At 63.5% G+C, this 21,400-nt stretch carries 19 protein-coding genes; 13 read left to right on the top strand and 6 right to left on the bottom strand.

All coding sequences use genetic code 11. The features are described 5' to 3' along the window. Nucleotides 1-29: 29 nt before the first annotated feature. Both FHY55_RS01685 and FHY55_RS01680 read left to right on the top strand, forming a co-directional pair. Nucleotides 30-467 (top strand): universal stress protein, encoded by a 438-nt coding sequence (locus FHY55_RS01685; protein ID WP_140012540.1) that lies wholly within the window; start codon nucleotides 30-32, stop codon nucleotides 465-467. Nucleotides 468-483: 16 nt separating this feature from the next. Beyond that, the gene (locus tag FHY55_RS01680) at nucleotides 484-2,025 is read left to right on the top strand and encodes a sodium:alanine symporter family protein (protein WP_140012539.1); all 1,542 of its coding nucleotides are present in this window, start codon (nucleotides 484-486) and stop codon (nucleotides 2,023-2,025) included. Nucleotides 2,026-2,092: 67 nt separating this feature from the next. Here FHY55_RS01680 and FHY55_RS01675 read toward each other — a convergent pair whose 3' ends face one another. From FHY55_RS01675 to FHY55_RS01665, 3 genes are all read right to left on the bottom strand, one after another. Further along, complete coding sequence (locus FHY55_RS01675) at nucleotides 2,093-3,061, bottom strand: ketopantoate reductase family protein (RefSeq protein WP_140012538.1); 969 nt, start codon at nucleotides 3,059-3,061, stop codon at nucleotides 2,093-2,095. A 78-nt stretch (nucleotides 3,062-3,139) separates the two neighbouring features. After that, on the bottom strand, nucleotides 3,140-4,528 hold the full coding sequence (ahcY, locus tag FHY55_RS01670; protein WP_140015959.1) for an adenosylhomocysteinase: 1,389 nt from the start codon (nucleotides 4,526-4,528) through the stop codon (nucleotides 3,140-3,142). Nucleotides 4,529-4,620: 92 nt separating this feature from the next. Beyond that, nucleotides 4,621-4,926, bottom strand: coding sequence for a hypothetical protein (locus FHY55_RS01665; RefSeq protein ID WP_140012537.1), 306 nt, complete (start codon nucleotides 4,924-4,926; stop codon nucleotides 4,621-4,623). 156 nt (nucleotides 4,927-5,082) lie between these two features. Here FHY55_RS01665 and FHY55_RS01660 point away from each other — a divergent pair, with 156 nt between their 5' ends. From FHY55_RS01660 to bla, 4 genes are read left to right on the top strand one after another with little or no spacing between them, the layout of a single operon-like run. Next, nucleotides 5,083-5,679, top strand: coding sequence for an HD domain-containing protein (locus FHY55_RS01660; RefSeq protein ID WP_140012536.1), 597 nt, complete (start codon nucleotides 5,083-5,085; stop codon nucleotides 5,677-5,679). Then, nucleotides 5,679-6,596, top strand: a complete 918-nt coding sequence (locus tag FHY55_RS01655) for a hypothetical protein (protein ID WP_140012535.1) — start codon at nucleotides 5,679-5,681, stop codon at nucleotides 6,594-6,596. Before FHY55_RS01660 ends, FHY55_RS01655 begins: the two co-directional genes overlap by 1 nt. After that, on the top strand, nucleotides 6,593-7,075 hold the full coding sequence (locus FHY55_RS01650) for a GNAT family N-acetyltransferase (protein ID WP_140012534.1): 483 nt from the start codon (nucleotides 6,593-6,595) through the stop codon (nucleotides 7,073-7,075). The genes FHY55_RS01655 and FHY55_RS01650 overlap by 4 nt, the downstream gene beginning before the upstream one ends. Then, nucleotides 7,072-7,965, top strand: coding sequence for a class A beta-lactamase (gene bla / locus FHY55_RS01645; RefSeq protein ID WP_140012533.1), 894 nt, complete (start codon nucleotides 7,072-7,074; stop codon nucleotides 7,963-7,965). Before FHY55_RS01650 ends, bla begins: the two co-directional genes overlap by 4 nt. Here the strand turns inward: bla and FHY55_RS01640 are convergent, their stop codons facing one another. The 3 genes from FHY55_RS01640 to FHY55_RS01630 all read right to left on the bottom strand — a co-directional run bounded on the left by FHY55_RS01640 (nucleotide 7,966) and on the right by FHY55_RS01630 (nucleotide 9,597). Continuing rightward, nucleotides 7,966-8,274 (bottom strand): hypothetical protein, encoded by a 309-nt coding sequence (locus FHY55_RS01640; RefSeq protein WP_140012532.1) that lies wholly within the window; start codon nucleotides 8,272-8,274, stop codon nucleotides 7,966-7,968. It abuts the gene before it with no gap. A gap of 68 nt (nucleotides 8,275-8,342) precedes the next feature. Further along, entirely contained in the window at nucleotides 8,343-8,897 is a 555-nt protein-coding gene (locus FHY55_RS01635) for an ActR/PrrA/RegA family redox response regulator transcription factor (protein ID WP_140012531.1), read from the bottom strand. An 82-nt stretch (nucleotides 8,898-8,979) separates the two neighbouring features. After that, nucleotides 8,980-9,597 (bottom strand): SCO family protein, encoded by a 618-nt coding sequence (locus tag FHY55_RS01630; RefSeq protein WP_140012530.1) that lies wholly within the window; start codon nucleotides 9,595-9,597, stop codon nucleotides 8,980-8,982. A gap of 98 nt (nucleotides 9,598-9,695) precedes the next feature. Between FHY55_RS01630 and regB the strand changes: the two genes are divergently transcribed. From regB to addA, 7 genes are all read left to right on the top strand, one after another. Further along, nucleotides 9,696-11,114, top strand: coding sequence for a sensor histidine kinase RegB (gene regB / locus FHY55_RS01625; RefSeq protein ID WP_140015958.1), 1,419 nt, complete (start codon nucleotides 9,696-9,698; stop codon nucleotides 11,112-11,114). Nucleotides 11,115-11,374: 260 nt separating this feature from the next. Further along, nucleotides 11,375-12,802 carry a PAS-domain containing protein gene (locus FHY55_RS01620; protein WP_140012529.1) on the top strand — a complete coding sequence of 476 codons (1,428 nt, stop codon included), beginning with the start codon at nucleotides 11,375-11,377 and terminating at the stop codon, nucleotides 12,800-12,802. Between the two features lie 52 nt (nucleotides 12,803-12,854). Beyond that, nucleotides 12,855-13,349 (top strand): tRNA (adenosine(37)-N6)-threonylcarbamoyltransferase complex ATPase subunit type 1 TsaE, encoded by a 495-nt coding sequence (gene tsaE, locus FHY55_RS01615; RefSeq protein WP_140012528.1) that lies wholly within the window; start codon nucleotides 12,855-12,857, stop codon nucleotides 13,347-13,349. Further along, nucleotides 13,346-14,332, top strand: a complete 987-nt coding sequence (locus FHY55_RS01610; protein WP_140012527.1) for an aminoglycoside phosphotransferase family protein — start codon at nucleotides 13,346-13,348, stop codon at nucleotides 14,330-14,332. Before tsaE ends, FHY55_RS01610 begins: the two co-directional genes overlap by 4 nt. Then, entirely contained in the window at nucleotides 14,329-15,012 is a 684-nt protein-coding gene (locus FHY55_RS01605) for a nucleotidyltransferase family protein (RefSeq protein ID WP_140012526.1), read from the top strand. The genes FHY55_RS01610 and FHY55_RS01605 overlap by 4 nt, the downstream gene beginning before the upstream one ends. Next, on the top strand, nucleotides 15,005-17,995 hold the full coding sequence (gene addB, locus FHY55_RS01600; RefSeq protein WP_140012525.1) for a double-strand break repair protein AddB: 2,991 nt from the start codon (nucleotides 15,005-15,007) through the stop codon (nucleotides 17,993-17,995). The genes FHY55_RS01605 and addB overlap by 8 nt, the downstream gene beginning before the upstream one ends. Continuing rightward, nucleotides 17,992-21,351 carry a double-strand break repair helicase AddA gene (gene addA, locus FHY55_RS01595; RefSeq protein ID WP_140012524.1) on the top strand — a complete coding sequence of 1,120 codons (3,360 nt, stop codon included), beginning with the start codon at nucleotides 17,992-17,994 and terminating at the stop codon, nucleotides 21,349-21,351. The genes addB and addA overlap by 4 nt, the downstream gene beginning before the upstream one ends. The last annotated feature ends 49 nt before the right edge of the window (nucleotides 21,352-21,400 follow it).

Below are 21,400 nucleotides of genomic sequence, written 5' to 3'. Positions count from 1 at the left end.
GGAACATAAAAAGACACGGGGGACGACCAATGAGTTCTGAAACATTCATCGTCGCGTATGAGGGCGAAGAGGGCGATACGCCCACGCTCGATTACGCGATCGAGCGCGCCAAGAAAGACGGCGCCAGCCTGCTGATCGTGCATATTCTGGAGTGGTCGCCCTACAGCTTCCTCACCCCGGAAGAGATCGAAGAGCGCCACAGTCGCCGCAAACAGGAGATGACCCGCGCCAAGGAGTTCGTGCTTGATCCGGCTGTTGCCAAGGCACAGGCCGCCGGTCTCGATGCCAAATGCGAGCTGCGCTACGGCAATGTGGTGGACAAGATCGTTGAGATCGCCGCCGAAACAAAGGCCACGATGATCTATGTCGGGCGGGCCGGGTCACAATCCATCGCGGCCCGGGTGTTTGGCTCAGTGCCCATCGGGCTGGCCCAGATTGCCCCCGTTCCCACCGTGATCGTGCCCTGAGCGCCGGAGAAAACCCATGCATCTCAAAACAGCTTTCGCCGCCCTCATTGCCACCCTTTTTGCGCCTTTCCCGGCGCTGGCACAGGGCATCGACGAAACCATCAACACCATCTTCGCAGACTATACCGGCTGGTATGTGTCCTTCATCTTCGCGCCCCTTCCCGGCACCACCTTTTCGTGGATCGCGCTTTGGCTCGTCGTCGGCGCGCTCGTGTTCACGCTCTATTTCGGCTTCATCCAGATCAAGGGCTTCGTCCATTCGATCCGGCTGGTGAAGGGCGATTATTCCGATCCGAACGACGCCGGTGAGGTCTCCCACTTTCAGGCGCTCGCCACGGCGCTCTCGGGCACCGTGGGCCTCGGCAACATCGCCGGTGTCGCGGTGGCTGTCGGCATCGGCGGGCCGGGGGCAACCTTCTGGATGATCGTCGCAGGCCTCTTCGGCATGGCGACCAAGTTCACCGAATGCACGCTCGGCGTGAAGTATCGCAACGAGTACCCCGACGGGCGCGTCTCTGGCGGCCCAATGTATTACATCACCAAGGGCTTCAAAGAGCGCGGGCTTCCGGGTGGCAAGATCCTCGCGGTGCTGTTCTGTATCTTCACCATCCTCGGCGCGTTGGGCGGCGGCAACATGTTCCAGGCCAACCAGGCCCACGCACAGCTCGCAGGCGTGTTGGGCGACTATCCGGGCTGGATCACCGGCGTCATCCTTGCGCTCGTAACCTTTGCAGTGATCGTTGGCGGCATCAAATCCATCGCCCGGGTCACGGAAAAGGTCGTGCCCTTCATGGGCATCTTCTACGTCGCCGTGTCACTGGTGATCCTTCTGATGAACTATCAGATGATCGGATGGGCCTTTGGGCAAATCTTCATGGGTGCCTTCACCGGCCTCGGGGTTGTGGGTGGCTTCACCGGCGCCCTGATCCAAGGCTTCCGCCGCGCCGCCTTCTCCAATGAAGCGGGCATCGGCTCTGCCGCCATCGCCCACTCGGCGGTGCGCACCAAGGAGCCGGTGACAGAGGGCTACGTCGCCCTGCTGGAGCCCTTTATCGACACCGTGGTGATCTGCACCATGACCGCGCTGGTGATCGTCATCACCGGGGTGCTCAACGTCGATCCCGAAACCGGGCTCTATGTCTGGAACGCCGAGGCGGGCCGGATCGCGACCGAAGGCGAGGTTTCAGGTGTGGCGCTCACCTCTGCGGCCTATGCCAAGGCCTTCTCGTGGTTCCCGGTCCTTCTGGCCGTGGCGGTGGTACTCTTCGCCTTCTCCACCATGATCTCGTGGAGCTACTACGGCCTGAAAGCCTGGACCTATCTCTTCGGCGAAGGCGGCACGACAGAGGTGATCTTCAAGATCATCTTCTGCCTCTTCATCGTGATCGGTGCAGCGGCCCAGCTTGGCCCGGTGATCGACTTCTCCGATGCCATGCTCTTCTCGATGGCGATCGTGAACATCATCGCGCTCTACCTGCTGATGCCGATCGTGAAGCGTGAGGTGAACAGCTACATCTCCCGGCTGAAGTCCGGCGAGATCAAGCGGTTCAAGCACTAAAACTCCGGCGCTCCGCGATCCGTCGCGGGGCGCCGCCTTCGTAGGGTGGGCAATCTGCCCACCGCCCCTACGCGCTGAAAAGCCTCTCCCGCAGCTCCGCCACGCTCAGGCTCCCGGGCTTTCCACCCTCCGCGATCATCTCCACCGAAAGCGCCTGCACCCGCGCATTCAGCGGTGCCGCCACCCCATGCAGCCGCGCAAGCTGCACGATTTCGCCGTTGAGCCAATCGGTCTCCACGCTGCCCGTCGCCCGCGCAAGGCTCTGGGTCGTCGAGTTGCCGGGCCGTCCCGCGTCGCCCCCGGCGCGGTCCTGCATGTGCTTCGCGCGCCGCTCCGTCTTGCCAACATCTTCCCAGGCGATCCCGGCGGCCTTCAGCACCGCCTTGCCCTCTTCGCGCAGCGGCCCGTCAAACTCCGCGCACTCCGCGCCCGGCGGCAGCAGCGCACCGGTGATATTGCCGAGATTGAGGATCAGCTTGCCGTATTTCGGCGCCATCGCATCGTTCCGCACGAGCGTGGCGATGTTGGCCGCGTTCAGCACCTCCGCAACGGCCTCGTCATCACCGTCATGCCCACCCGGAAAGCGCCCGATGTCGAACATCCCGAAGCTCGGCTGGCAGAAGATGCTCACCTCGCCCGGCTCGATATAGCTCGCAGGCATCATCACCGTTACCGCGTGAACATTCGGAAAGAACCGCAGCGCCAGCGGCTCGTTCGCAACGCCGTTCTGGCAGCAGAACACCGGCTGATCCGTCAGCCCCGCCGCCCGCAGATCGGCCAGCGCAGCGGCAGTATCCTGCCCCTTCACGCAAAGCAGCACCGCATCATCCGGCTGAAACGTGATCTCGTTCGGGTGCCCCACGCACTCAAACCGCGCCACCTCGCGGCCCCGCTCACTATCAAGCAGCAGCCCATTGGCCCGGATCGCCTTCAGCATCCGCCCCCGCGCAATGCCAACAACCTCCTGTCCGCTCAGCGCCAGCGCCGCCGCAACAACGCCCCCAATGGCGCCCACTCCATAAACGATGATCCGCATAACCCCTCCAAAATCAAAAGGCCCCGAGGTCTCCCCCGGGGCCCGTTGTCTGTAGGGTGGGCAATCTGCCCACCATTCTCAATACCGGTAATGCTCCGGCTTGAACGGCCCTTCCGGCGTCACGCCGATGTAAGCCGCCTGATCCTTCGAGAGCTTCGACAGCTTAACCCCGATCCGGTCGAGGTGCAGCATCGCCACCTTCTCGTCGAGGTGCTTGGGCAGGATGTAGACGCCCGGCTGATACTCTTCGCCCTTGGTCCAAAGCTCGATCTGCGCCAGCACCTGGTTGGTGAAGGAGGCGCTCATCACGAAGGACGGGTGGCCCGTGGCATTGCCAAGGTTCAACAGGCGCCCTTCCGAGAGCAGGATGATCCGGTTGCCGCTTGGCATCTCGATCATATCCACCTGATCCTTGATGTTGGTCCACTTGTGGTTCTTCAGGTTGGCCACCTGAATCTCGTTGTCGAAGTGGCCGATGTTGCCGACGATGGCCATGTCCTTCATCTCGCGCATATGCTCGATGCGGATCACGTCCTTGTTGCCGGTGGTGGTGATGAAGACATCGGCGGTGGGGGCAACATCCTCTAGCGTCACCACCTCGAAGCCGTCCATCGCCGCCTGAAGCGCGCAGATCGGGTCGACCTCCGTCACCTTCACCCGGGCCCCCGCGCCGCGCAGCGAGGCGGCAGAGCCCTTGCCCACGTCGCCGTAGCCGCAGACCACGGCCACCTTGCCAGCCATCATCGTATCGGTCGCGCGGCGGATGCCGTCGACCAGCGATTCCTTGCAGCCGTACTTGTTGTCGAACTTCGACTTGGTCACCGAGTCGTTCACGTTGATCGCCGGGAAGGGCAGCTGGCCCTTCTTGTGCAGGTCATAGAGCCGGTGCACGCCGGTGGTCGTCTCTTCCGACACACCCTTGATCTGGTCGCGCACCTTGGTGAACCAACCGGGGCTCGCCTCCATCCGCTTTTTGATCTGCGCCTTGATAACTTCCTCTTCCTCCGACTGCGGCACGGGGATGATATCCTCCCCCGCCTCAGCCCGTGCGCCGAGCAGCACGTAAAGCGTGGCATCGCCGCCATCGTCGAGGATCATGTTGGGGCCGTCCTCAAACAGGAACGACTTGTCGAGGTAGTCCCAATGCTCCTCAAGGCTCTGCCCCTTGATCGCAAACACCGGCACGCCCGCTTCTGCAATCGCCGCCGCCGCGTGGTCTTGCGTGGAGAAGATGTTGCAGGAGGCCCAGCGCACGTCGGCACCCAGCGCCACCAGCGTTTCGATCAGCACCGCCGTCTGGATCGTCATGTGAAGCGAGCCCACGATACGGGCCCCTTTCAGCGACTTGCTCTCACCATATTCGGCGCGGCAAGACATGAGCCCGGGCATCTCGGTCTCTGCAATGTCCAGCTCCTTACGGCCGAACCCGGCAAGAGAGATGTCTTTAACAACGTAATCGGCGGCCATCGGGCGCTCCCACTGCATGTTTCACTTGCAGCGGCACATAGCACTCGACCCAATGAGCGGCAACCAAACCTGCCTAATCCGAAGTTGTTTGATCAGGACGCCTCGCCTTTGACGCCAACAAAGCCACCGGCCTCGTGAAAGTCCTCACCAGTGATGGCCACGCAGGTTTGCCCCGACGCATCGGTAACGAGAATGGTAAAGCTACCACTCGTTTCAGAGGCCCAGATTTCCACCAGAGAGTCTTCGCTTTGCAGCCCGCCCGCAACAGGCTGCTCCTCGTAGGTTTCTACAAGCTGATCCACGAAGAACTCGCGCTTGCCGCAGGGCCCGTCTGCACTCTGCGCGGCCAGCGGCGTGGCGGCGGCGAGCAAGGTCGCGGTGGCGATGACGGTCTTCATGTTACACTCCTAACGGGCCCGCATCTGGCAGGCTTCATTCTGGCTGGTTGCCCTGTGTTGTCAGCAGTTTAACAGCTACGACGGCCCTGTGGTTCCAACCCACGTTTACACCTCGCCGTGATCGCGCTACCCAATCCGGGCGAGAGGGAGACGTTCATGGCCAAGGCACCGCCCCGCGCGTGGCAACGCATGTTATCGGGCCGAAGGCTCGATCTGCTTGATCCGACGCCGGTCGATATCGAGATCGAAGATATCGCCCACGGCCTCGCCTTCGTCGCCCGGTGGAACGGCCAGACCCACGGCGACTATGCCTATTCCGTGGCCGAGCATTCCCTGCTGGTCGAGGCGCTCTTCACCCGGATGAACCCCGCCGCCCCCGTCAAATGGCAACTCGCCGCCCTGCTGCATGACGCGCCCGAATACGTGATCGGCGATATGATCTCTCCCGTTAAGGCCGCAGTTGGCCCCGGCTACGGTGCGCTGGATGATCGGCTGACAGCCGCCATTCACATCCGCTTTGGCCTGCCCGCCGCAATCCCCGCCACGGTCAAGAAACAGATCAAGAAGGCCGATAAGGTCTCAGCCTGGCTGGAGGCCACGCGCATCGCCGGTTTCACTGTGGCCGAGGCCAACAAGTTTTTCGGCGTTCCCGCGCCGGAGCTGATCGACGGCATGGAAATCACCCTGCGCCCACCCGTCGACGTGCGAGCCGATTTCACCGCCCGCCACGCAGCCCTGATGGCAGCTCTCTGATGGCGCCCCTGGTCCTGCGCCCGCTGATCTTTCTGATCTATGCGGCACTGGCCTACGCGGTCTTCTTCCTCGTGCCGTCCGGGCCCGATATCGCTTGGCTAGCGCTCTGGTTTGCCCTTGGCCTCGGTTTTGCTGGCCAGCTCGTGTTCGATTGGCACCGCAGGCTCGATTTCTGGGCAGTCGTCGGCCGCACGTGTCTGGCAATGCTCGCTATCACCATCCTGTTCCTGCTCTTCGCCATCGAAACCTTGGTTTGCGTGGTGATGATCCTGCCAATCGCCATGTTTATCGCCGTAATCGGCATCGCCCTCACCCGCCTCCTGCTGAAGCGTTTCGAGCGCCAAAGCCATCTCTGCGCAGCACTGCTCGCCCTGCCGCTGCTCGTGCCCGTGTTCGATTGGCCCGCACCCGCCTTTGAAGAAGTCGTTTCGGTCTCCACTGTCATAACCATCGCCGCACCAGCTTCCGAGGTGCGCGCGCAGGCCGAAAACGTCTCTGACATTGCCGAAAGTGAGCGCCCTTGGACGTTCACCCACAACCTGCTGCGCGCGCCGCGCCCGCTCTCCGCGCAGACAGAAGGCGGTGTTCGCTATGCCCGGTGGACGCGGGCCGTGCGCTTTGAAGAGCATCTCCTGCCCGGCCCCGATCTCGCGTGGCGCTTCGCCTTTCCCGATCCGGACGCGCTGAAGGCGCTCGATCCCCGCATTTCGCCGCTCGGCCCGGAAGTGGTGATGCTTGAAGGCCGCTACAACTTCGAGCCGCTCGGCCCGTCGCAAACCCGCGTCACCCTCACCACGAGCTACCAGCTCTCCACACCGATCAACGCCTACCTCAAGCCGTGGGGCAGGCTCTTCTTGAACGACATGCACAACGCCGTCCTCCATGTCATCAAAGCCCGCGCCGAGGCCCGATCATGATTCACATCCGCGCGGCGGGGGCCTCCGATGCCCGCGCCATTGCCGAACTCTTGCAGGAAGTCGTCGATGCTGGCGGCACCACCGCGATCACAGGGGAGGTGACCCGCGAAGACATCCTCGCCAAAATGTCCATCTCCCCCCGCGCCGCATGGCACGTAGCCGAAGATGAAGCAGGCGAGCTTCTCGGGTTTCAGTGGATCGACCCGATGGTTGATGAGCCCAAAACCTGCGCCGAGATCGCCACCTTCGCCCGGCGTGGCAAAACCGGGCTGGGCATCGGCTCAAAGCTCTTCGAGGCCACGCTAAAGGCCGCCAAACGGCTCGATTATCGCTGGATCCGCGCGAATATCCGCGCCGACAACACGGGCGGGCTGGCCTATTACCAATCTCGTGGTTTTGAGGATTATGGCCGCATCGAGGGCTACCGGATGGCCGATGGCACCGTGGTCGACAAGGTGCTCAAGCGTTTCGATCTATGATCCGCCGCCACTTCCTCACCAGCGCCGCAGCCCTCACTGCCACGCCCCTGCTCGGCCAGACCGGCACGCGCGAGTACCATCCCCGCAGCTACGATGAGGGGCTGATCCCGCGCTTCTCTTTCGAGCTGATCGAACAGGAGGCCCAAGGCTCGCTCGGTGTGCTGGCCCTCGACACGGCCACAGGCCGCCGCGCTGGGTGGCGCGCCGACGAACGCTTTCCGTTCAACTCCACTTTCAAGGCCTTGCTGGCGGGCCTCGTGCTCGAACGTGTGGACGCCGGCGCGGAGCGACTCGATCGCCGCATACCCATCCGCGCGGCGGACATTCTGAACTACGCCCCTGTCACCGCCGCCGCGCAGGGCAATTCGCTCACCATCGGCCAACTCTGCGCCGCCGCCGTCGGACGCAGCGACAACACAGCCGCCAACCTATTGCTCGATACCCTCGGCGGCCCCTCCGGCTTTACAACCCGGCTCGCCCACCCCGACGCGCGGATCGACGCGTGGGAACCTGCCTTGAACACCTTTGCGCCGGGCGATCCCGCCAACACCGTAACACCTTCGTCCATGGTCTCTCTGATGACCGGTTTTCTGTTGGAACAGAGACTTTCCGAGGCCTCCCGCGCCCAGCTTCTCGCCTGGCTGCGCGCTGCCTCCACCGGGGCCAAGCGCATCCGTGCCGGTGTACCCTCCGGCTGGCAAGTCGGGCACAAGACGGGCACCGGCCCGGGCGGGTGCTGCTCGGATGTTGCCATCATTCATCCGCCGCAAGGTCGCGCGCCGCTGATGTTGGCCATCTACGTCGCTGGCTCCGAGCGACCCACCGCCCGGATCGAACCGCTCTTCGCCGAACTCACCCGGATCGCCTGCGCCAACCTCTTGGCCGGTTAGTCAGCCGCAGGTCATCCCCACACTGCGCCCCTCGCTCCGCCAGCCTACAAACTCACGGCCCCGGAATGTGGCCACCAGCCCGTCGCGGAAGGTGATCCGCGTCATACCCGGCCCGCAGGTCTGCCGCGCGGTCACCGGCCCGGCGAGCTTGGCAAGCGAGGTCTCCGCCCCTGGCAGCACCCGGTCAAAGCTCACCTCCTGTGGTGAGCCCGGAACGCCCACACCGGTCTGGCGCAGCTCGTAACCAAGGGGTTTGCCAACCGGGCGCAGCGCCTCACCAGATGTGGTGCAGCCTGCGAGCAGAATCACCAGAGGCCAAATCCTCGTATGCATGGGTTGTGCACGGGATGTGCATGGGTTGTGGCCCATGTGATTTTTCACTTCGGAGAGCGTTTTGCGAGGATCCGCTGAAGTGTCCGGCGGTGCATGTTAAGCCTGCGCGCGGTCTCGCTGACGTTGCGATCACACAGCTCATAGACCCGCTGGATATGCTCCCAACGCACCCTGTCGGCACTCATCGGATTTTCCGGCGGCGGCGGCAGTTCGTCAGCGCTGGCCAGCAGGGCAGCAGTCACCTCATTGGCATCGGCCGGCTTGCTAAGATAGTCCGTCGCCCCGATCTTCACGGCAGCAACGGCGGTGGCGATGGCACCATAGCCGGTGAGCACAACAACCTTTGCATCGGGTCGCTTTTCACGAATGGTTTCAACCACATCGAGGCCGTTGCCATCTTCGAGCCGCAGGTCGATCACGGCGTATGCCGGGGGGCGGGCCGTGGCGATTGCTTTGCCGGCGGCAACCGACCCCGCCATCTCGGGCTCAAAGCCGCGTTTCTCCATCGCCCGCGCCAGACGCCGCAGAAAAGGTTCATCGTCATCCACGATAAGAAGGGATTTGTCTTCCCCGATCTCCCTGAGATCACGCTCGGCCACGCGCACCCCTCCGCTCGTCGTCCAATGGTTGCATCACGCTATACGGGCGGCAAATCCGCCACAAGCCTTTCCGCACAACGGGTTATCCCGCGTCGAGGAAGCATTGCACCCGATCGGCCAATTGCTCCCCCGTCAACTCGCGCTTGAAAAAGCCTGCAAATCCGGTCTCCGGCAGGGTGAGATAGGTGAAGGTGGAGTGATCTACGAGATAGTAGTCGGGGTCATCCTCGGTATGGGCCTTGTAGTAGGTGCGATAGGCCTTGGAGGCGGCATCCACCTGCTCGGGGCTCCCGGTCAGGCCCACCATCTTCTCACTGATATTACCCGCAAAATCCCCCACCGCCTCGGGCGTGTCGCGCGCCGGGTCGATACTGATGAACACAGGCGTCACCGCATAGCCGCGCTCGGCAAGGATATCCACCGCCTCGGCGTTTCGCACAGTATCGAGCGGGCAGACATCGGGGCAAAAGGTGTAACCGAAGTAGATCAATGCGGGCTCGGTGATGACATCCTTGTCAGTCACCGTCTCACCGCTGGCATTTACCAACTCAAACGGCCCGCCGATGCTGGCACCGCTGGCCCCCCCAGCACATTCGGCAAAGGCATCACTCGGCGCACCGGGGTAAACCTTCCAGAGCGTCACGCCGATCACGCCGCAAATGGCCGCTGCCGCCGCTCCTGCCCAAATCGCCGTTCGCATGCTCTGCTCTCCTTCGCCGTCTTGCCCTTTGCTGCCGGTGCAGCACCGGGCTATCAATGGGTCCGACTGTCACACCAAAGGCTCCAGCCGCAATTCACATGCCCGAGACCGGCCCCCCTCAAACGCTCTTCGAGCACCCGCACCGGGCCAACTGGATCCGGTTGCGCACGCTTATCGTGCTACGCTGGGTTGCCGTTGCCGGGCAAAGCGCTGCCATCGCCATCGCCCATTTCTGGTATGATCTGCAATTGGAAATCGGGCTCTGCGTGCTGGCCATCGGCATGTCGGTCATCGCCAATCTCGTAGCCATGTTCATCTATCCGGCGAACAAGCGGCTGAACGAGACCGAGACTATGCTGATGCTGCTCTTCGATCTCGCGCAGCTGGCCTTTCTGATCTATCTGACCGGCGGGCTGCACAACCCCTTTGCCCTGCTCTTGCTGACGCCGGTCACCATCGCCGCTACCGCCTTGGGCCTAAACGCCGTGCTCATCGTCGGTGCCGCCGCCATCGGGCTCGTCACCTTCGTGGCGTTTGGTTATCTGCCCCTGCGCACCGTTCAGGGCTTCGTGTTGCGGGTGCCCTCGATCTTTCTCTTCGGCTCGTGGACGGCGATCGTCATCGGCGTGTCGTTCCTCGCGCTCTATGCCCGGCGGGTAACCACCGAGATTGCGACGATGGGCGATGCCTTGCTGGCCACGCAACTGGCACTCGCGCGCGAGCAAAAGCTGACCGACCTTGGCGGCGTTGTGGCGGCAGCGGCCCATGAGCTTGGTACCCCGCTGGCAACGATCAAGCTGGTCAGCTCGGAGATGGCCGATGAATTGAAGGCCGATGCGGACCGGGAGAGCCTGCTGGAGGATTCTCAGCTCATCGCCGAGCAGGCCGACCGGTGCCGAGAAATCCTGCGCGCCATGGGCCGCGTCGGAAAGGATGACCTTCACATGCGAACAGCACCGCTTGGCGCCGTGCTGGAAGAGGCCGCCGAGCCGCATCAAGACAGGGGCAAGGCGCTGCATTTTGATCTGCAGCCGGGCCCGGGCAATGAGGCGGAAGACCAGCAGCCTGAAGTGCACCGCAGCTCCGAATTGATACACGGCATGCGCAACCTGATTCAGAACGCTGTGGATTTTTCTGCCGGTCACGTCTGGATCGAGGCGCGATGGACGGCGCGCCGCATCACCGTGCGCGTAATCGACGATGGCGACGGCTACCCGCCTCACCTGATCGGCCGCATCGGCGACCCGTTCATGCGGCGGCGGCGCAGCGAGGAAGAGCGCCGAAAACGTCCTGAGTATGAGGGCATGGGCCTTGGGCTCTTCATTGCCAAAACCCTCCTTGAGCGGGTCGGCGCAGAGCTCACATTCGCCAATGGCTCAGACCCGTTTCTTGCACCGGAGGAACGCCCCGATCGGAGCGGCGCTATCGTAGAGGCCACATGGCCGCGCGCGCGCCTAGTGGCGGAAAAGGATGAAACCCGCGCCGCGCTCGGGCTTAACCGGCCGTTTCAGACGTAACCTCCATATTGACGTTGGGTTAACAACGTCGCGGAACGACAAATTAACCAGCGGTTAACCAGATTCGCTTTTCATCGGATCTAGGGAACAGTTTTCCCTTTCGGGGAGAAACGGAATTGTTAAGCGAATTGTCGTGGACGTTCGCGCTGCTCTTGGTGGTGACTTCCTTCGGAACAGCGCTCATTGCCCTTCTGGCGGTAAATTACTTGCAGCCCAAGCGCCGCATTGCATGGGATCGGCTCGGGCGCGAAAGCGGCAGAATGACCTTTTTGTTCGAGGAAGAACAGTTGGTCGACGCCACCGAAGAGGCTCAGAATTTTCTGTCGAAAGGGCCAGAAGCGCTGCCGCCTTGGCCCCGTTTCCTCGCTCTGCTCGCAGGCAGCTTCCCTGATATTGGTGCCCGAGCCGCCCAACTTGCCGATGTCGGGGTGATGGAGCTTCGCGCCCGTGACGGCGCATCGCGGCTTGAGGCCGAATGGAAGAGCGGTCTTGCCCGGTTTTCATTGCATGAGGGAGACGATCTGGAGCCCGAGGCCTATGATAGCTTTTCGGTAGCTGCCATGGCTGAAGAGCTAGAGAGCCTTCGCGCGGTTGTCGATGATGCGCCCGTTCTGGCATGGCGCGAGGATGACGACGGACAGGTTACATGGGCAAACGGCGCCTATATTGACCTGCTCTACCGGATGCACCCTGACCGCACCACTTTGGCATGGCCCTTGCCCCGCGCGTTCGCACACACGTTCTTCGACTGCGACGATGATGTGGTGCATCGGGTTTCCGTCACCGTGCCCTACATCGAGCAGGTGGTCTGGTATGATTGCACGGCCCGCCCGATTGGCGACGAGGCCCTTGTTTTTGCAACCCCGGCCGACCGGCTCGTGCAGGCAGAACGCTCGCGCATCGAGTTTTTGCAGACGCTGACCAAGACCTTCGCAGATCTGCCCACTGGCCTCGCCGTCTTTGACAAAAACCGGCAACTCGCCCTGTTCAATCCCGCGCTCACCGACCTGTCTGCGCTGGAGCCTCCGTTTCTCTCTTCCCGCCCAACGCTCGTGGCTTTTCTCGACCACCTCCGCGAGGCGCAGAGAATGCCGGAGCCGAAGAACTACAAGAGCTGGCGCGAGAGCATTGCCCAGCTGGAGTCGGCGGCATCCGAAGGGATGCATCAGGAGCTCTGGTCGCTGCCCACGGGCCAGACCTATCGGGTCACCGGGCAACCCCACCCGGATGGGGCGATTGCCTTCCTGTTTGAGGACATCTCCGCTGAAATGTCGCTCACCCGCCGCTTTCGCTCCGAATTGGAGATGGGCCAAGCGGTTGTCGACAGCTTGGAGGAAGCCATCGCCGTTTTCGCGCACACCGGATCGATGGTGCTGTGCAACCGCGCCTATCAAGAACTGTGGGATTGTGATTTGGCCGGATCACTCTCTGACATCACGGTGCAAGATGCGGTGCGCGACTGGTCTGTCTTGTCGGACGATGAGGCGCTGTGGTCACGCGCAGCAAGGTTTCTGTGTAGCCGTGACAACCGGCGCCCTTGGCGCGTTGAGCTTGACACCCCGGAGCGGGGAGGCGTGACGTGCCGATTTGCCCCCGTCGCCGGTGGCGCAGCTTTGGTTGGCTTCAAAGTTAAGGATGGTCTGGGCAGTTCGGCCCAAGAGGAAAAGTCGCACTCACTTCAGGCCTGACCATGTGCCGTTCGGCCTTGCCCTGCGCGGCGCGGCGGATAGTCTGGCGGCGATGACCCGTGATGTTTCATTTCCCCTCTCCCTGCACCTTGGTTCCCCCGCGCAGACAACCCGCCTCGCCGAGACCCTCGCGCCCGAGCTTGGCGCTGGCGATGTTCTGTTGCTTGCCGGGCCGGTCGGTGCCGGAAAGAGCCACTTTGCCCGCGCCCTGATCCGCTGGCGGATGCAGCGCGCGGATGCTGTTGAGGATGTGCCCTCGCCCACCTTCACGCTGGTGCAAAGCTACCCCCTCCCCGACGCAGAGATCTGGCACGCCGACCTGTATCGCTTGTCAGATCCCGATGAGGTTGAGGAACTTGGGCTGGCAGCGGCCTTTGAAGAGGCCATTTGCCTTGTAGAATGGCCCGACCGATTGCCAGAGCCGCCATCCAACGCACTGACGCTGGAGTTTGCGCCCGCCGATGAACCGGAAGCCCGCAACCTTGTGATCAATGGGCCAAAACGCTGGGCCACACGCCTAGGCGCAGTGCTTGAGGCCGCCACATGAACACTGTTGAAACCTTCCTGGCCTCTGCCGGATGGGCAGATGCCCATCGTGAGGCCCTCGCAGGGGATGCCTCTTCTCGCCGCTACGAGCGGCTCACCCGCGGGCCGGATCGCGCCGTTCTGATGAACGATCCGGGCGGCGATCTTCAGCCGTTTCTCCGCATTGGGCGGCATCTCTCGGCCACCGGCCTCTCCGCGCCAGAAATCTATGCGACAGAGCCGGATAACGGCCTCATCCTGATGGAGGATTTTGGCAACAGCCTTCTGGCTCGGCTCGCCGAAGAGGAGCCCGGCAACGAAGCAAACCTTTACCGCGCCGCAACCGATGTGCTCATCACCCTGCGCACCGCTCCGCTGCCGGACGGTCTCCAACCCTATGGACCAGCCGAGATGGCGCTGGCCGTCAGCCCCGCCGCCGAGTTTTACGCGCCCGCCACCGAAGCGCCGGTCATCCACCACAGCTGGCTGGAGCTGACATCAGCGCTGGAAGAGGCCCTGCTGGCCTCCGACATGAGCCCGCCCGTACTGATCCACCGGGATTACCACGCCGAAAACCTGATCTGGCTTCCGGAGCGCAGCGGCGCCGCGCGCGTTGGCTTGCTGGATTTTCAGGACGCCCTCGCGGGCCACGCGGCCTACGATTTTGCATCCCTCATCGGCGATGTTCGCCGCGAGATTTCCGCACCTGTCCGAGAGGCCGCCATCCGCCATTATCTCGATGCAACCGGGGAAGAGGAGGCGCGCTTTACCGCAGCACTGGCGGCTCAAGGTGCCCAGCGCAACCTTCGCATATTGGGCATGTTCGCGCGGCTGTGCACCCATATGGGCAAGCCCGGCTACCTCTCCATGATGCCTCGCGTCTGGTCTCTCCTCATGGCCGACCTGTCACATCCCAGCATCGAAACGCTGCGCGAGGCCGTTCTCTCCACCCTGCCAGAGCCCACACCAGAGCGCATCGAGCGGATCCGCAGGTCTGCCAAATGACCCCGCCGCAAGCCGCCATGATCTTTGCTGCCGGTTTCGGCACACGGATGCGCCCGCTCACCGAAACGCGGCCAAAGCCTCTTATTGAGGTCGCGGGCAAGCCGTTGCTGGATCACGCACTCGCCCTCACCTCCGGGCTGCCGCACGTGGTGGTGAACACGCATTACCTCGGCGAGCAAATCGCCAGCCATCTCGCCGGTCGTGATGTCTCTGTGATCCACGAGCCCGAAATTCTCGACACCGGCGGCGGCCTGCGCAACGCCCTGCCCCGGCTCGGCAGTGGCCCTGTCATCACCCTCAACTCCGATGCGGTGTGGACAGGCTCAAACCCGCTCGACACCCTGCGCGCAGCATGGGCCCCCGACGTCATGGACGCCCTGCTACTGCTCATCCCGGTCCCATCAGCGCGCGGCTACTCAGGCCAAGGTGACTTTTCCTTGGATGATACGGGGCAACTCACACGCGGTGCGGGCTATGTCTATTCCGGTGCACAAATCATCAAGACCGACGGGTTGGCGGCGATCCCCGATCACGTTTTTTCCCTCAACAAGCTGTGGAACGTGATGCAACCCGCCGGGCGTCTGCATGGCGTTGTGCACGCGGGTGGCTGGTGCGATGTGGGCCATCCCGGCGGAATCGCTGAGGCCGAAACCATGCTTGCTGAGGCCGGCCATGTTTGAGCCATCCGAAAAGCCCCGCCTCTTCTCCACGCCCATTGGTGTGGATTTCGGCGCAGCGCTGCTGAACGGGCTGGAAACCCGCCTTGAGGGTGCCCCGCCGGAGGCATGGGGGCGGGTGACGGTGTTTGTGAACACCACGCGCATGCGCCGCCATCTGCTGGACCGTTTCGCCGAAGGGCCGGCCCGGCTGATGCCGAAGATTCGGCTGGTGACAGATCTTGCCTCCGACACTCGGCTCACCGGACTTGATCCGGCTCTGTCGTCGCTTCGGCTGCGGCTCCAGCTTCGGCAAGCCATCGCGCGGCTGATCGAGCTTCAGCCAGACCTAGCCCCTCCCGCCGCCGCTTTCGACCTCGCCACCAGCCTCGCTGCACTGCTCGATGAAATGCGCGATGAGGGCGTGGACCCTGAAAACCTCGCCAACCTAGACGTGGGCGATCACTCGGCGCATTGGGCACGCAGCCTCAAGCTGATTTCCATCCTCTCCGGTGAAGACAGCGACGCATTCCGCAGCCAATCCGCGCTGAACAGAGATGCCCTCGCCGCGCTGCTCTCCCATTGGTCTGAGCAGGCACCAACCGATCCTGTAATCGTTGCGGGCTCCACCGGTTCTCGCGGCACAACCCACCACCTGATGGAGGCCGTCGCCCGCCTGCCCCAAGGCGCGGTGATCCTTCCGGGCGTCGATGCAGAAATGCCGAGCGCCATATGGGAGACGCTGCTTTCATCCGCCCTGCGCGAAGATCGCATACCGGAAGAGGACCATCCGCAGTATCGTTTCGCGGCCCTGCTGGCCTCACTCGACCTAAGCCCGGCAGACATGGCAACGTGGGCAAATACACCGCCCGTTGCCCCCGCCCGCAACCGGCTGGTCTCCCTCGCCCTCCGCCCCGCACCCGTCACCGACCAGTGGCGGCGGGACGGGCCTGAGCTTTTGCCTGAACTCTCAAGCGCCACCGAGACGGTAACCCTGATCGAAGCACCGACACCGCGCCAAGAAGCCGGGGCCATTGCACTGGCCCTGCGTGAGGCGGCGGGGCAAGGCAAATCCGCCGCCCTCGTCACACCGGACAGAACGCTTGCCCGGCAGGTCACCGCTGCGCTTGAGCGCTGGGCGATTGTGCCAGACGATTCTGCGGGCCTGCCTTTGCACCAAAGCGCGCCGGGGCGGTTCTTGATCGAAACCGCCGCGCTCTTCGGGCAGCCGCTGGAGCTTGCACCGGCGCTCTCGCTGCTCAAACACCCCCTTACCGCCTCAAGCCCGACCGTCCGTGGCATGCATCAGCTCAACACCGGGCGCTTTGAGCTCTGGGCGCGGCGCAATGGCGTGGCCCGGCTGGATTCTGAAAACCTCGCAGGTTGGATAAAAGAGGGCGAGGGGGCTGAGGAAGCGCGCGCTTGGGCGGCCTGGGTCTCTGACCTTCTGCTGCCCCCGGCAACACGCCCCGCGCAACCCGTCGAAACGCGCCTTGCCGATCACATTGCCCTTGCCGAAGCCCTTGCCGCCGGCCCTGGGCAAACTGGCTCTGGTGGTCTCTGGCTGAAGGAGCCGGGAGAAGCCGCGCGCGCCGTGCTTGATGAGCTGGCAGAGGCTGCGCCCTATGCGGGCGATTTGGAAAACAGTCACTATTCCGGCCTTATTCGCCGCATTCTGGCAGAAAAGGACGTGCGTGAAGCCCCAATCGCCCACCCGCTCATCTCGATCTGGGGCACGATCGAAGCGCGCACCCGTGTGGTGGATCTGTGCATACTCGCCGGGTTAAACGAGGGCACATGGCCCGCCAGCCTACCGCAAGACCCTTGGATGAACCGCGCCATGCGCCGCGAGGCCGGAATGCTGCTGCCGGAGCGGCGTGTTGGGCTGGCTGCGCATGATTTTCAGCAGGCCATGGGGGCGGCAGAGGTTATTCTGAGCCGCAGCGCGCGCAGCGCCGAAGCCGAAACTGTGCCCTCCCGCTGGCTGAACCGTTTTACCAACCTGCTCACCGGCCTTGGTGATCCGGGTCAGCAGGCCCTTTCCGCCATGCGCAAGCGCGGCCAAAGCCTGCTCGCCACCTCTGCCGCCTTGGCGCATCATACCGAGCAGGCACTCTCGCCCCTGCCAGCCCCCCGGCCCTCGCCCGCGCCGCCTGTTGAGGCACGCCCGCGCAAGCTTTTTGTCACCGCCGTCTCAACCCTCATCCGCGACCCCTATGCAATTTATGCCCGCCATGTGCTCAGGCTGCGTCGCGCAGGTTCCCGTTCGCCCGAGCCGGACGCTGCGCTTCGTGGCACCGTCCTTCACATGGTCATGGAGCGCGCCCTGAGGCGCGAATTCGCCTTCGACGGCCCAGTTGAAGATACCGTCGCCGCCTTCGTCGCGCTTGCTGAAGGCGTCATTGCAGAGCACATCCCTTGGCCCGCAACGCGGCGGCTCTGGCTTGGCAAGCTGGCGGCTGTGGTGCCCGACCTGATCCGGAAGGAGGCCCAGTGGCAGGCGCAGGGCAAGCCGGTGGTAATCGAAAAAGAGGGCTTCGTGCCCCTGCAAGCGGTCGATTTCACCGTCGCAGCAAAGCCTGACCGGATTGATAGCCTCACCTCCGGCGCGTGCGCCGTTATGGATTACAAATCCGGCACCAAGCCGCCCTCCGAAAAAGAGGTGGAGGCGTTCGACAAACAACTTCTGATCGAGGCGGCCATCGCAGAGGCGGGCGGGTTCCCCGGGCTTGGTCAGAGAAGGGCAGAGCGGGTGGGTTACATCGCGCTGGGCAACCCCGGCAACTCACGCGAAGAGCCCCTCGAAACTGAAGAGGGCGTCTGGAGACCCGATGCCATGTTGCAGGATCTCGCGGCGCTGATCCGGTGCTACGAAGATCCCGCGAAAGGCTACACCGCCCGCCGTGCACCCCAACACCTGCGCTACTCCAGCGACTATGACCACCTCTCCCGCTACGGCGAATGGGACGATACCACCGCGCCAGAAACCATTCCGGTAGGCAGATGACAGCACCCAACGAAGCCTCCGCCGCCCAGATCCGCGCCGCGCAACCGGAGATGTCCACTTGGCTTTCGGCCAATGCAGGCTCCGGCAAGACACGCGTGCTGACAGACCGCGTGGCGCGGCTGCTGCTCCGCGACGTGCCACCGCAAAACATCCTGTGCCTGACCTTCACCAAAGCCGCTGCTGCCGAAATGCAAAACCGCCTGTTCGACCGGCTTGGCACCTGGTCGATGCTGGACGACGCCACGCTTGGCAAGGCCCTCGAAACGGTTGGCGAGGCCTCCCCAGTTGGCCCAGACCGCCTCGCCAAGGCGCGGCGGCTCTTTGCCCGGGCGATCGAAACGCCGGGCGGGCTGAAAATTCAGACGATCCACTCTTTCTGCTCGGCGATCCTGCGGCGCTTCCCGCTTGAAGCTGGCGTGCCGCCCGGCTTCACCGAGCTTGATGATGTCACCGCCAAAGCCCGGCTCCGCGAGGCGCTTGATGAGGTGGCGCTATCTCACCCGCTTGTGTTTGATGCCTTCGCCGCCCTCTTCTCGGGGCTGGAGGTAGAGGCCTTCTGCGCCCGTCTCGCTGGCCAGCGCGAGGCCTTTGCCGAGCCAGCCAGCTTCGAAAGCATCTCAAATGCTCTGGGCTTGCCGCCCGGTTACACGGAAACCGCGATGCTCGACGAGGTGTTCAACGGCGATGAAGACGATCTGATAACGGCCCTGCTCCCCCATCTGCGGGGGGGAACATCTAGTGATGCAAAAGCGGCCGAGGGCTTGGCCGATTTGCCGCAAGAGCCGCTCGCCCGCCTTGCGGTGTTTGATAAGCGCTTCATCGCGCAGTCTGGCCAGAAGGCGGGGCAAGCCCGGATCGGCAGCTTCCCGACCAAGGCCACCCGAGAAGGGATGCCCCCCGACCTGCTGGATGAACTCGAAGCGCTGATGGCCAGGGTGGAGTCTGCTCATGAACCCGCCAAGCAGCTCCGCCTGGCCCGCCGCACCGCTGCGCTGCACGATTTTGCAGCCGCATTCCTCCCAGCCTACAGCGCCGCCAAAGCGCGGCGGGGCGAGTTGGATTTTGATGATCTGATCTTCAAAACCCGCAACCTGCTGACCCATGAGGGGGTGGCAGATTGGGTGCTCTTCCGGCTCGACGGCGGGATAGATCATATTCTGGTGGACGAGGCGCAGGATACCGGCCCCGAGCAATGGCAGGTGATTGACCTGATCTCCCGCGAAATCACCGCCGGAAGCGGGCGGCGCGAGGCCGGTGAGCGCACCATCTTTGTGGTGGGTGACAAAAAGCAGTCGATCTACGGGTTTCAGGGGGCCGATCCCGATGGCTTCGAGCGGATGGCCGATACCTTCACCGACAGGCTAGGCCAGCTAGGGACGCCGCCGCAGCGGATGGAGCTGCAATATTCCTTCCGATCCGCCGCTCCCGTGCTGCGCGTTGTCGATGCCGCCTTCCCAGATGCGCCACCCGCTATGGGCGGCGCTCTGACCCACATCGCCTTTCATGAAGATATGCCCGGCCGGGTGGACCTTTGGCCGTTCATTCCCAAGCCTGAAAAGTCCGAGGAGGAAGAGCCGCCTTGGTTCTCTCCGGTCGACATGGTCAGCGCCGATGACCCGCAGGTGCAGCTGGCCGAGCGCATTGCGGCTGAGATCCTGCGCATGCAGGCAGAAGAACGGCTCTATGAGCCAGTGGATGGCGGCTTTCGTCCGCGCCGTATCACCGATGGCGATATCCTTATCCTCGTGCAGCAGCGCAAGCTGATCTTCCATGAGGTGATCCGGGCCTGCAAAGCCGCCGGGCTGGAAGTGGCGGGCGCGGACAGAGTCAAACTCTCCGAGGCGATGGCGGTGAGGGATTTGCTGGCCCTCCTCGCGTTCCTCGATACCGCCGATGATGACCTTTCGCTCGCCGCCGCGCTCCGCTCGCCGCTCTTTGGCTGGAGCGAAGACGCGCTTTATCGTTTGGCGCAGCCGCGAAAAGGCACGCTCTGGCAAGCGCTTCGCAACCACGGCGAGGCCGGAGAGCCAGCGCTGGGCATTCTCGAAGATCTGCGCGATCACGCCGGGTTCTTGCGCCCCTACGAGCTGCTCGAACGGATCTTGACCCACCACCAAGGTCGCCCCCGCTTGCTGGCCCGCCTTGGTGCAGAGGCCGAAGAGTCGATTGATCTGCTGCTGTCCACCGCACTTTCCTATGAGCAGGCCGAAACCCCCAGCCTGACCGGCTTCCTCGCGTGGATGGAGGCCAGCGAGATTGATATCAAGCGCGGCCAAGAGAGTGGCGGGCGCGCCATCCGGGTGATGACGGTGCATGGCGCCAAGGGCCTTGAAGCGCCCATCGTTATCCTTGCCGAAAGTGGCGACAGGCGGCCTCCGCGCGAGGATGGGGCCGTTTTGCTCGAAGGCATGCCCCCGCTCTGGAAGCCCTCCAAGGCCGACATACCGGCCGATCTGCGCCCATCGTTCGAGGAACTGAAGGAGAAGCAGGAGGAAGAGCGCCTGCGCCTGCAATACGTGGCCATGACCCGCGCGGAGCAATGGTTGATCGTTTGCGGCGCAGGTGAGGCCAAGGAAGATAAGGAAAACTGGTATCGCCGAACCGAAAGCGCCCTGGAGCGGGTCGGCGCGGTGTCTCACCTGTTTCCCTTCGGCCAAGGGCTCCGGGCGCAAAACACGCAACCGGCAGGGGAAGACATTGTAGCCGATGATAGCCAGCCAGCGCAGGGCACCACTCTTCCGCCCCACATCCTCATGCCACTCCCCGCGCCCGCACGCCCGGCCAAAATTCTCTCTCCTTCCAGCGTTCCGGGCCCCAAGACCTTGCCCGCCGAGGGCAGCGGCAACCCTGACGCGATGGATCGCGGGTCGGCCCTTCATATGCTGCTGGAGCATCTTCCGGATGTTCCGCCCAGCGAGCGCCAAAGCCGCGCCGTTGCCCTGCTTGAAGCGCACGCGCCCACCGTGGCCGCCGACGTTCTGCCAGAAGCACTTGCCGTGCTCGCCGCGCCAGAACTCGCCAGCCTCTTTGCCGGTGAGGCCTTGGTGGAAGTGCCGGTTTGCGCCCGCTTGCCCGAACTCGGCGAACGCCCCATGCAGGGCATCATCGACAGGTTGATCGTCACCGAAACACATGTCACCGCGATCGACTACAAATCCAACGTCATCGTTCCGGCTCGCATCGAAGACACACCCACCGGCCTTCTGGCTCAGATGGGCGCATATGCCTCCGCCCTTTCGCAAATATACCCCCAGCACACCGTCCAAACCGCCCTGCTCTGGACCCGTGAGCCCCGGATTGACCTTCTTCCACACGACCTTGTGACGAATGCACTCAAAGCCACTGCTCCTGCTTGACCTGCCCTAGGCGCGACCCTACCTTCCCCACCCGAACCGCAAATCATCA

The sequence above is a fragment of the Oceanicola sp. D3 genome (genome assembly GCF_006351965.1).
GTDB lineage: Bacteria > Pseudomonadota > Alphaproteobacteria > Rhodobacterales > Rhodobacteraceae > Vannielia.
The sequence above is the reverse complement of the archived record's forward strand: the minus strand, read 5'-3'. Positions and strand labels throughout refer to the sequence as shown.

Coding starts and splice junctions, on each gene's coding strand:
- FHY55_RS01685 (WP_140012540.1), top strand. CDS start 30: ATGAGTTCTGAAACATTCATCGTCGCGTATGAGGGCGAAGAGGGCGAT.
- FHY55_RS01680 (WP_140012539.1), top strand. CDS start 484: ATGCATCTCAAAACAGCTTTCGCCGCCCTCATTGCCACCCTTTTTGCG.
- FHY55_RS01675 (WP_140012538.1), bottom strand. CDS start 3,061: ATGCGGATCATCGTTTATGGAGTGGGCGCCATTGGGGGCGTTGTTGCG.
- ahcY (WP_140015959.1), bottom strand. CDS start 4,528: ATGGCCGCCGATTACGTTGTTAAAGACATCTCTCTTGCCGGGTTCGGC.
- FHY55_RS01665 (WP_140012537.1), bottom strand. CDS start 4,926: ATGAAGACCGTCATCGCCACCGCGACCTTGCTCGCCGCCGCCACGCCG.
- FHY55_RS01660 (WP_140012536.1), top strand. CDS start 5,083: ATGGCCAAGGCACCGCCCCGCGCGTGGCAACGCATGTTATCGGGCCGA.
- FHY55_RS01655 (WP_140012535.1), top strand. CDS start 5,679: ATGGCGCCCCTGGTCCTGCGCCCGCTGATCTTTCTGATCTATGCGGCA.
- FHY55_RS01650 (WP_140012534.1), top strand. CDS start 6,593: ATGATTCACATCCGCGCGGCGGGGGCCTCCGATGCCCGCGCCATTGCC.
- bla (WP_140012533.1), top strand. CDS start 7,072: ATGATCCGCCGCCACTTCCTCACCAGCGCCGCAGCCCTCACTGCCACG.
- FHY55_RS01630 (WP_140012530.1), bottom strand. CDS start 9,597: ATGCGAACGGCGATTTGGGCAGGAGCGGCGGCAGCGGCCATTTGCGGC.
- regB (WP_140015958.1), top strand. CDS start 9,696: ATGCCCGAGACCGGCCCCCCTCAAACGCTCTTCGAGCACCCGCACCGG.
- FHY55_RS01620 (WP_140012529.1), top strand. CDS start 11,375: ATGACCTTTTTGTTCGAGGAAGAACAGTTGGTCGACGCCACCGAAGAG.
- tsaE (WP_140012528.1), top strand. CDS start 12,855: ATGACCCGTGATGTTTCATTTCCCCTCTCCCTGCACCTTGGTTCCCCC.
- FHY55_RS01610 (WP_140012527.1), top strand. CDS start 13,346: ATGAACACTGTTGAAACCTTCCTGGCCTCTGCCGGATGGGCAGATGCC.
- FHY55_RS01605 (WP_140012526.1), top strand. CDS start 14,329: ATGACCCCGCCGCAAGCCGCCATGATCTTTGCTGCCGGTTTCGGCACA.
- addB (WP_140012525.1), top strand. CDS start 15,005: ATGTTTGAGCCATCCGAAAAGCCCCGCCTCTTCTCCACGCCCATTGGT.
- addA (WP_140012524.1), top strand. CDS start 17,992: ATGACAGCACCCAACGAAGCCTCCGCCGCCCAGATCCGCGCCGCGCAA.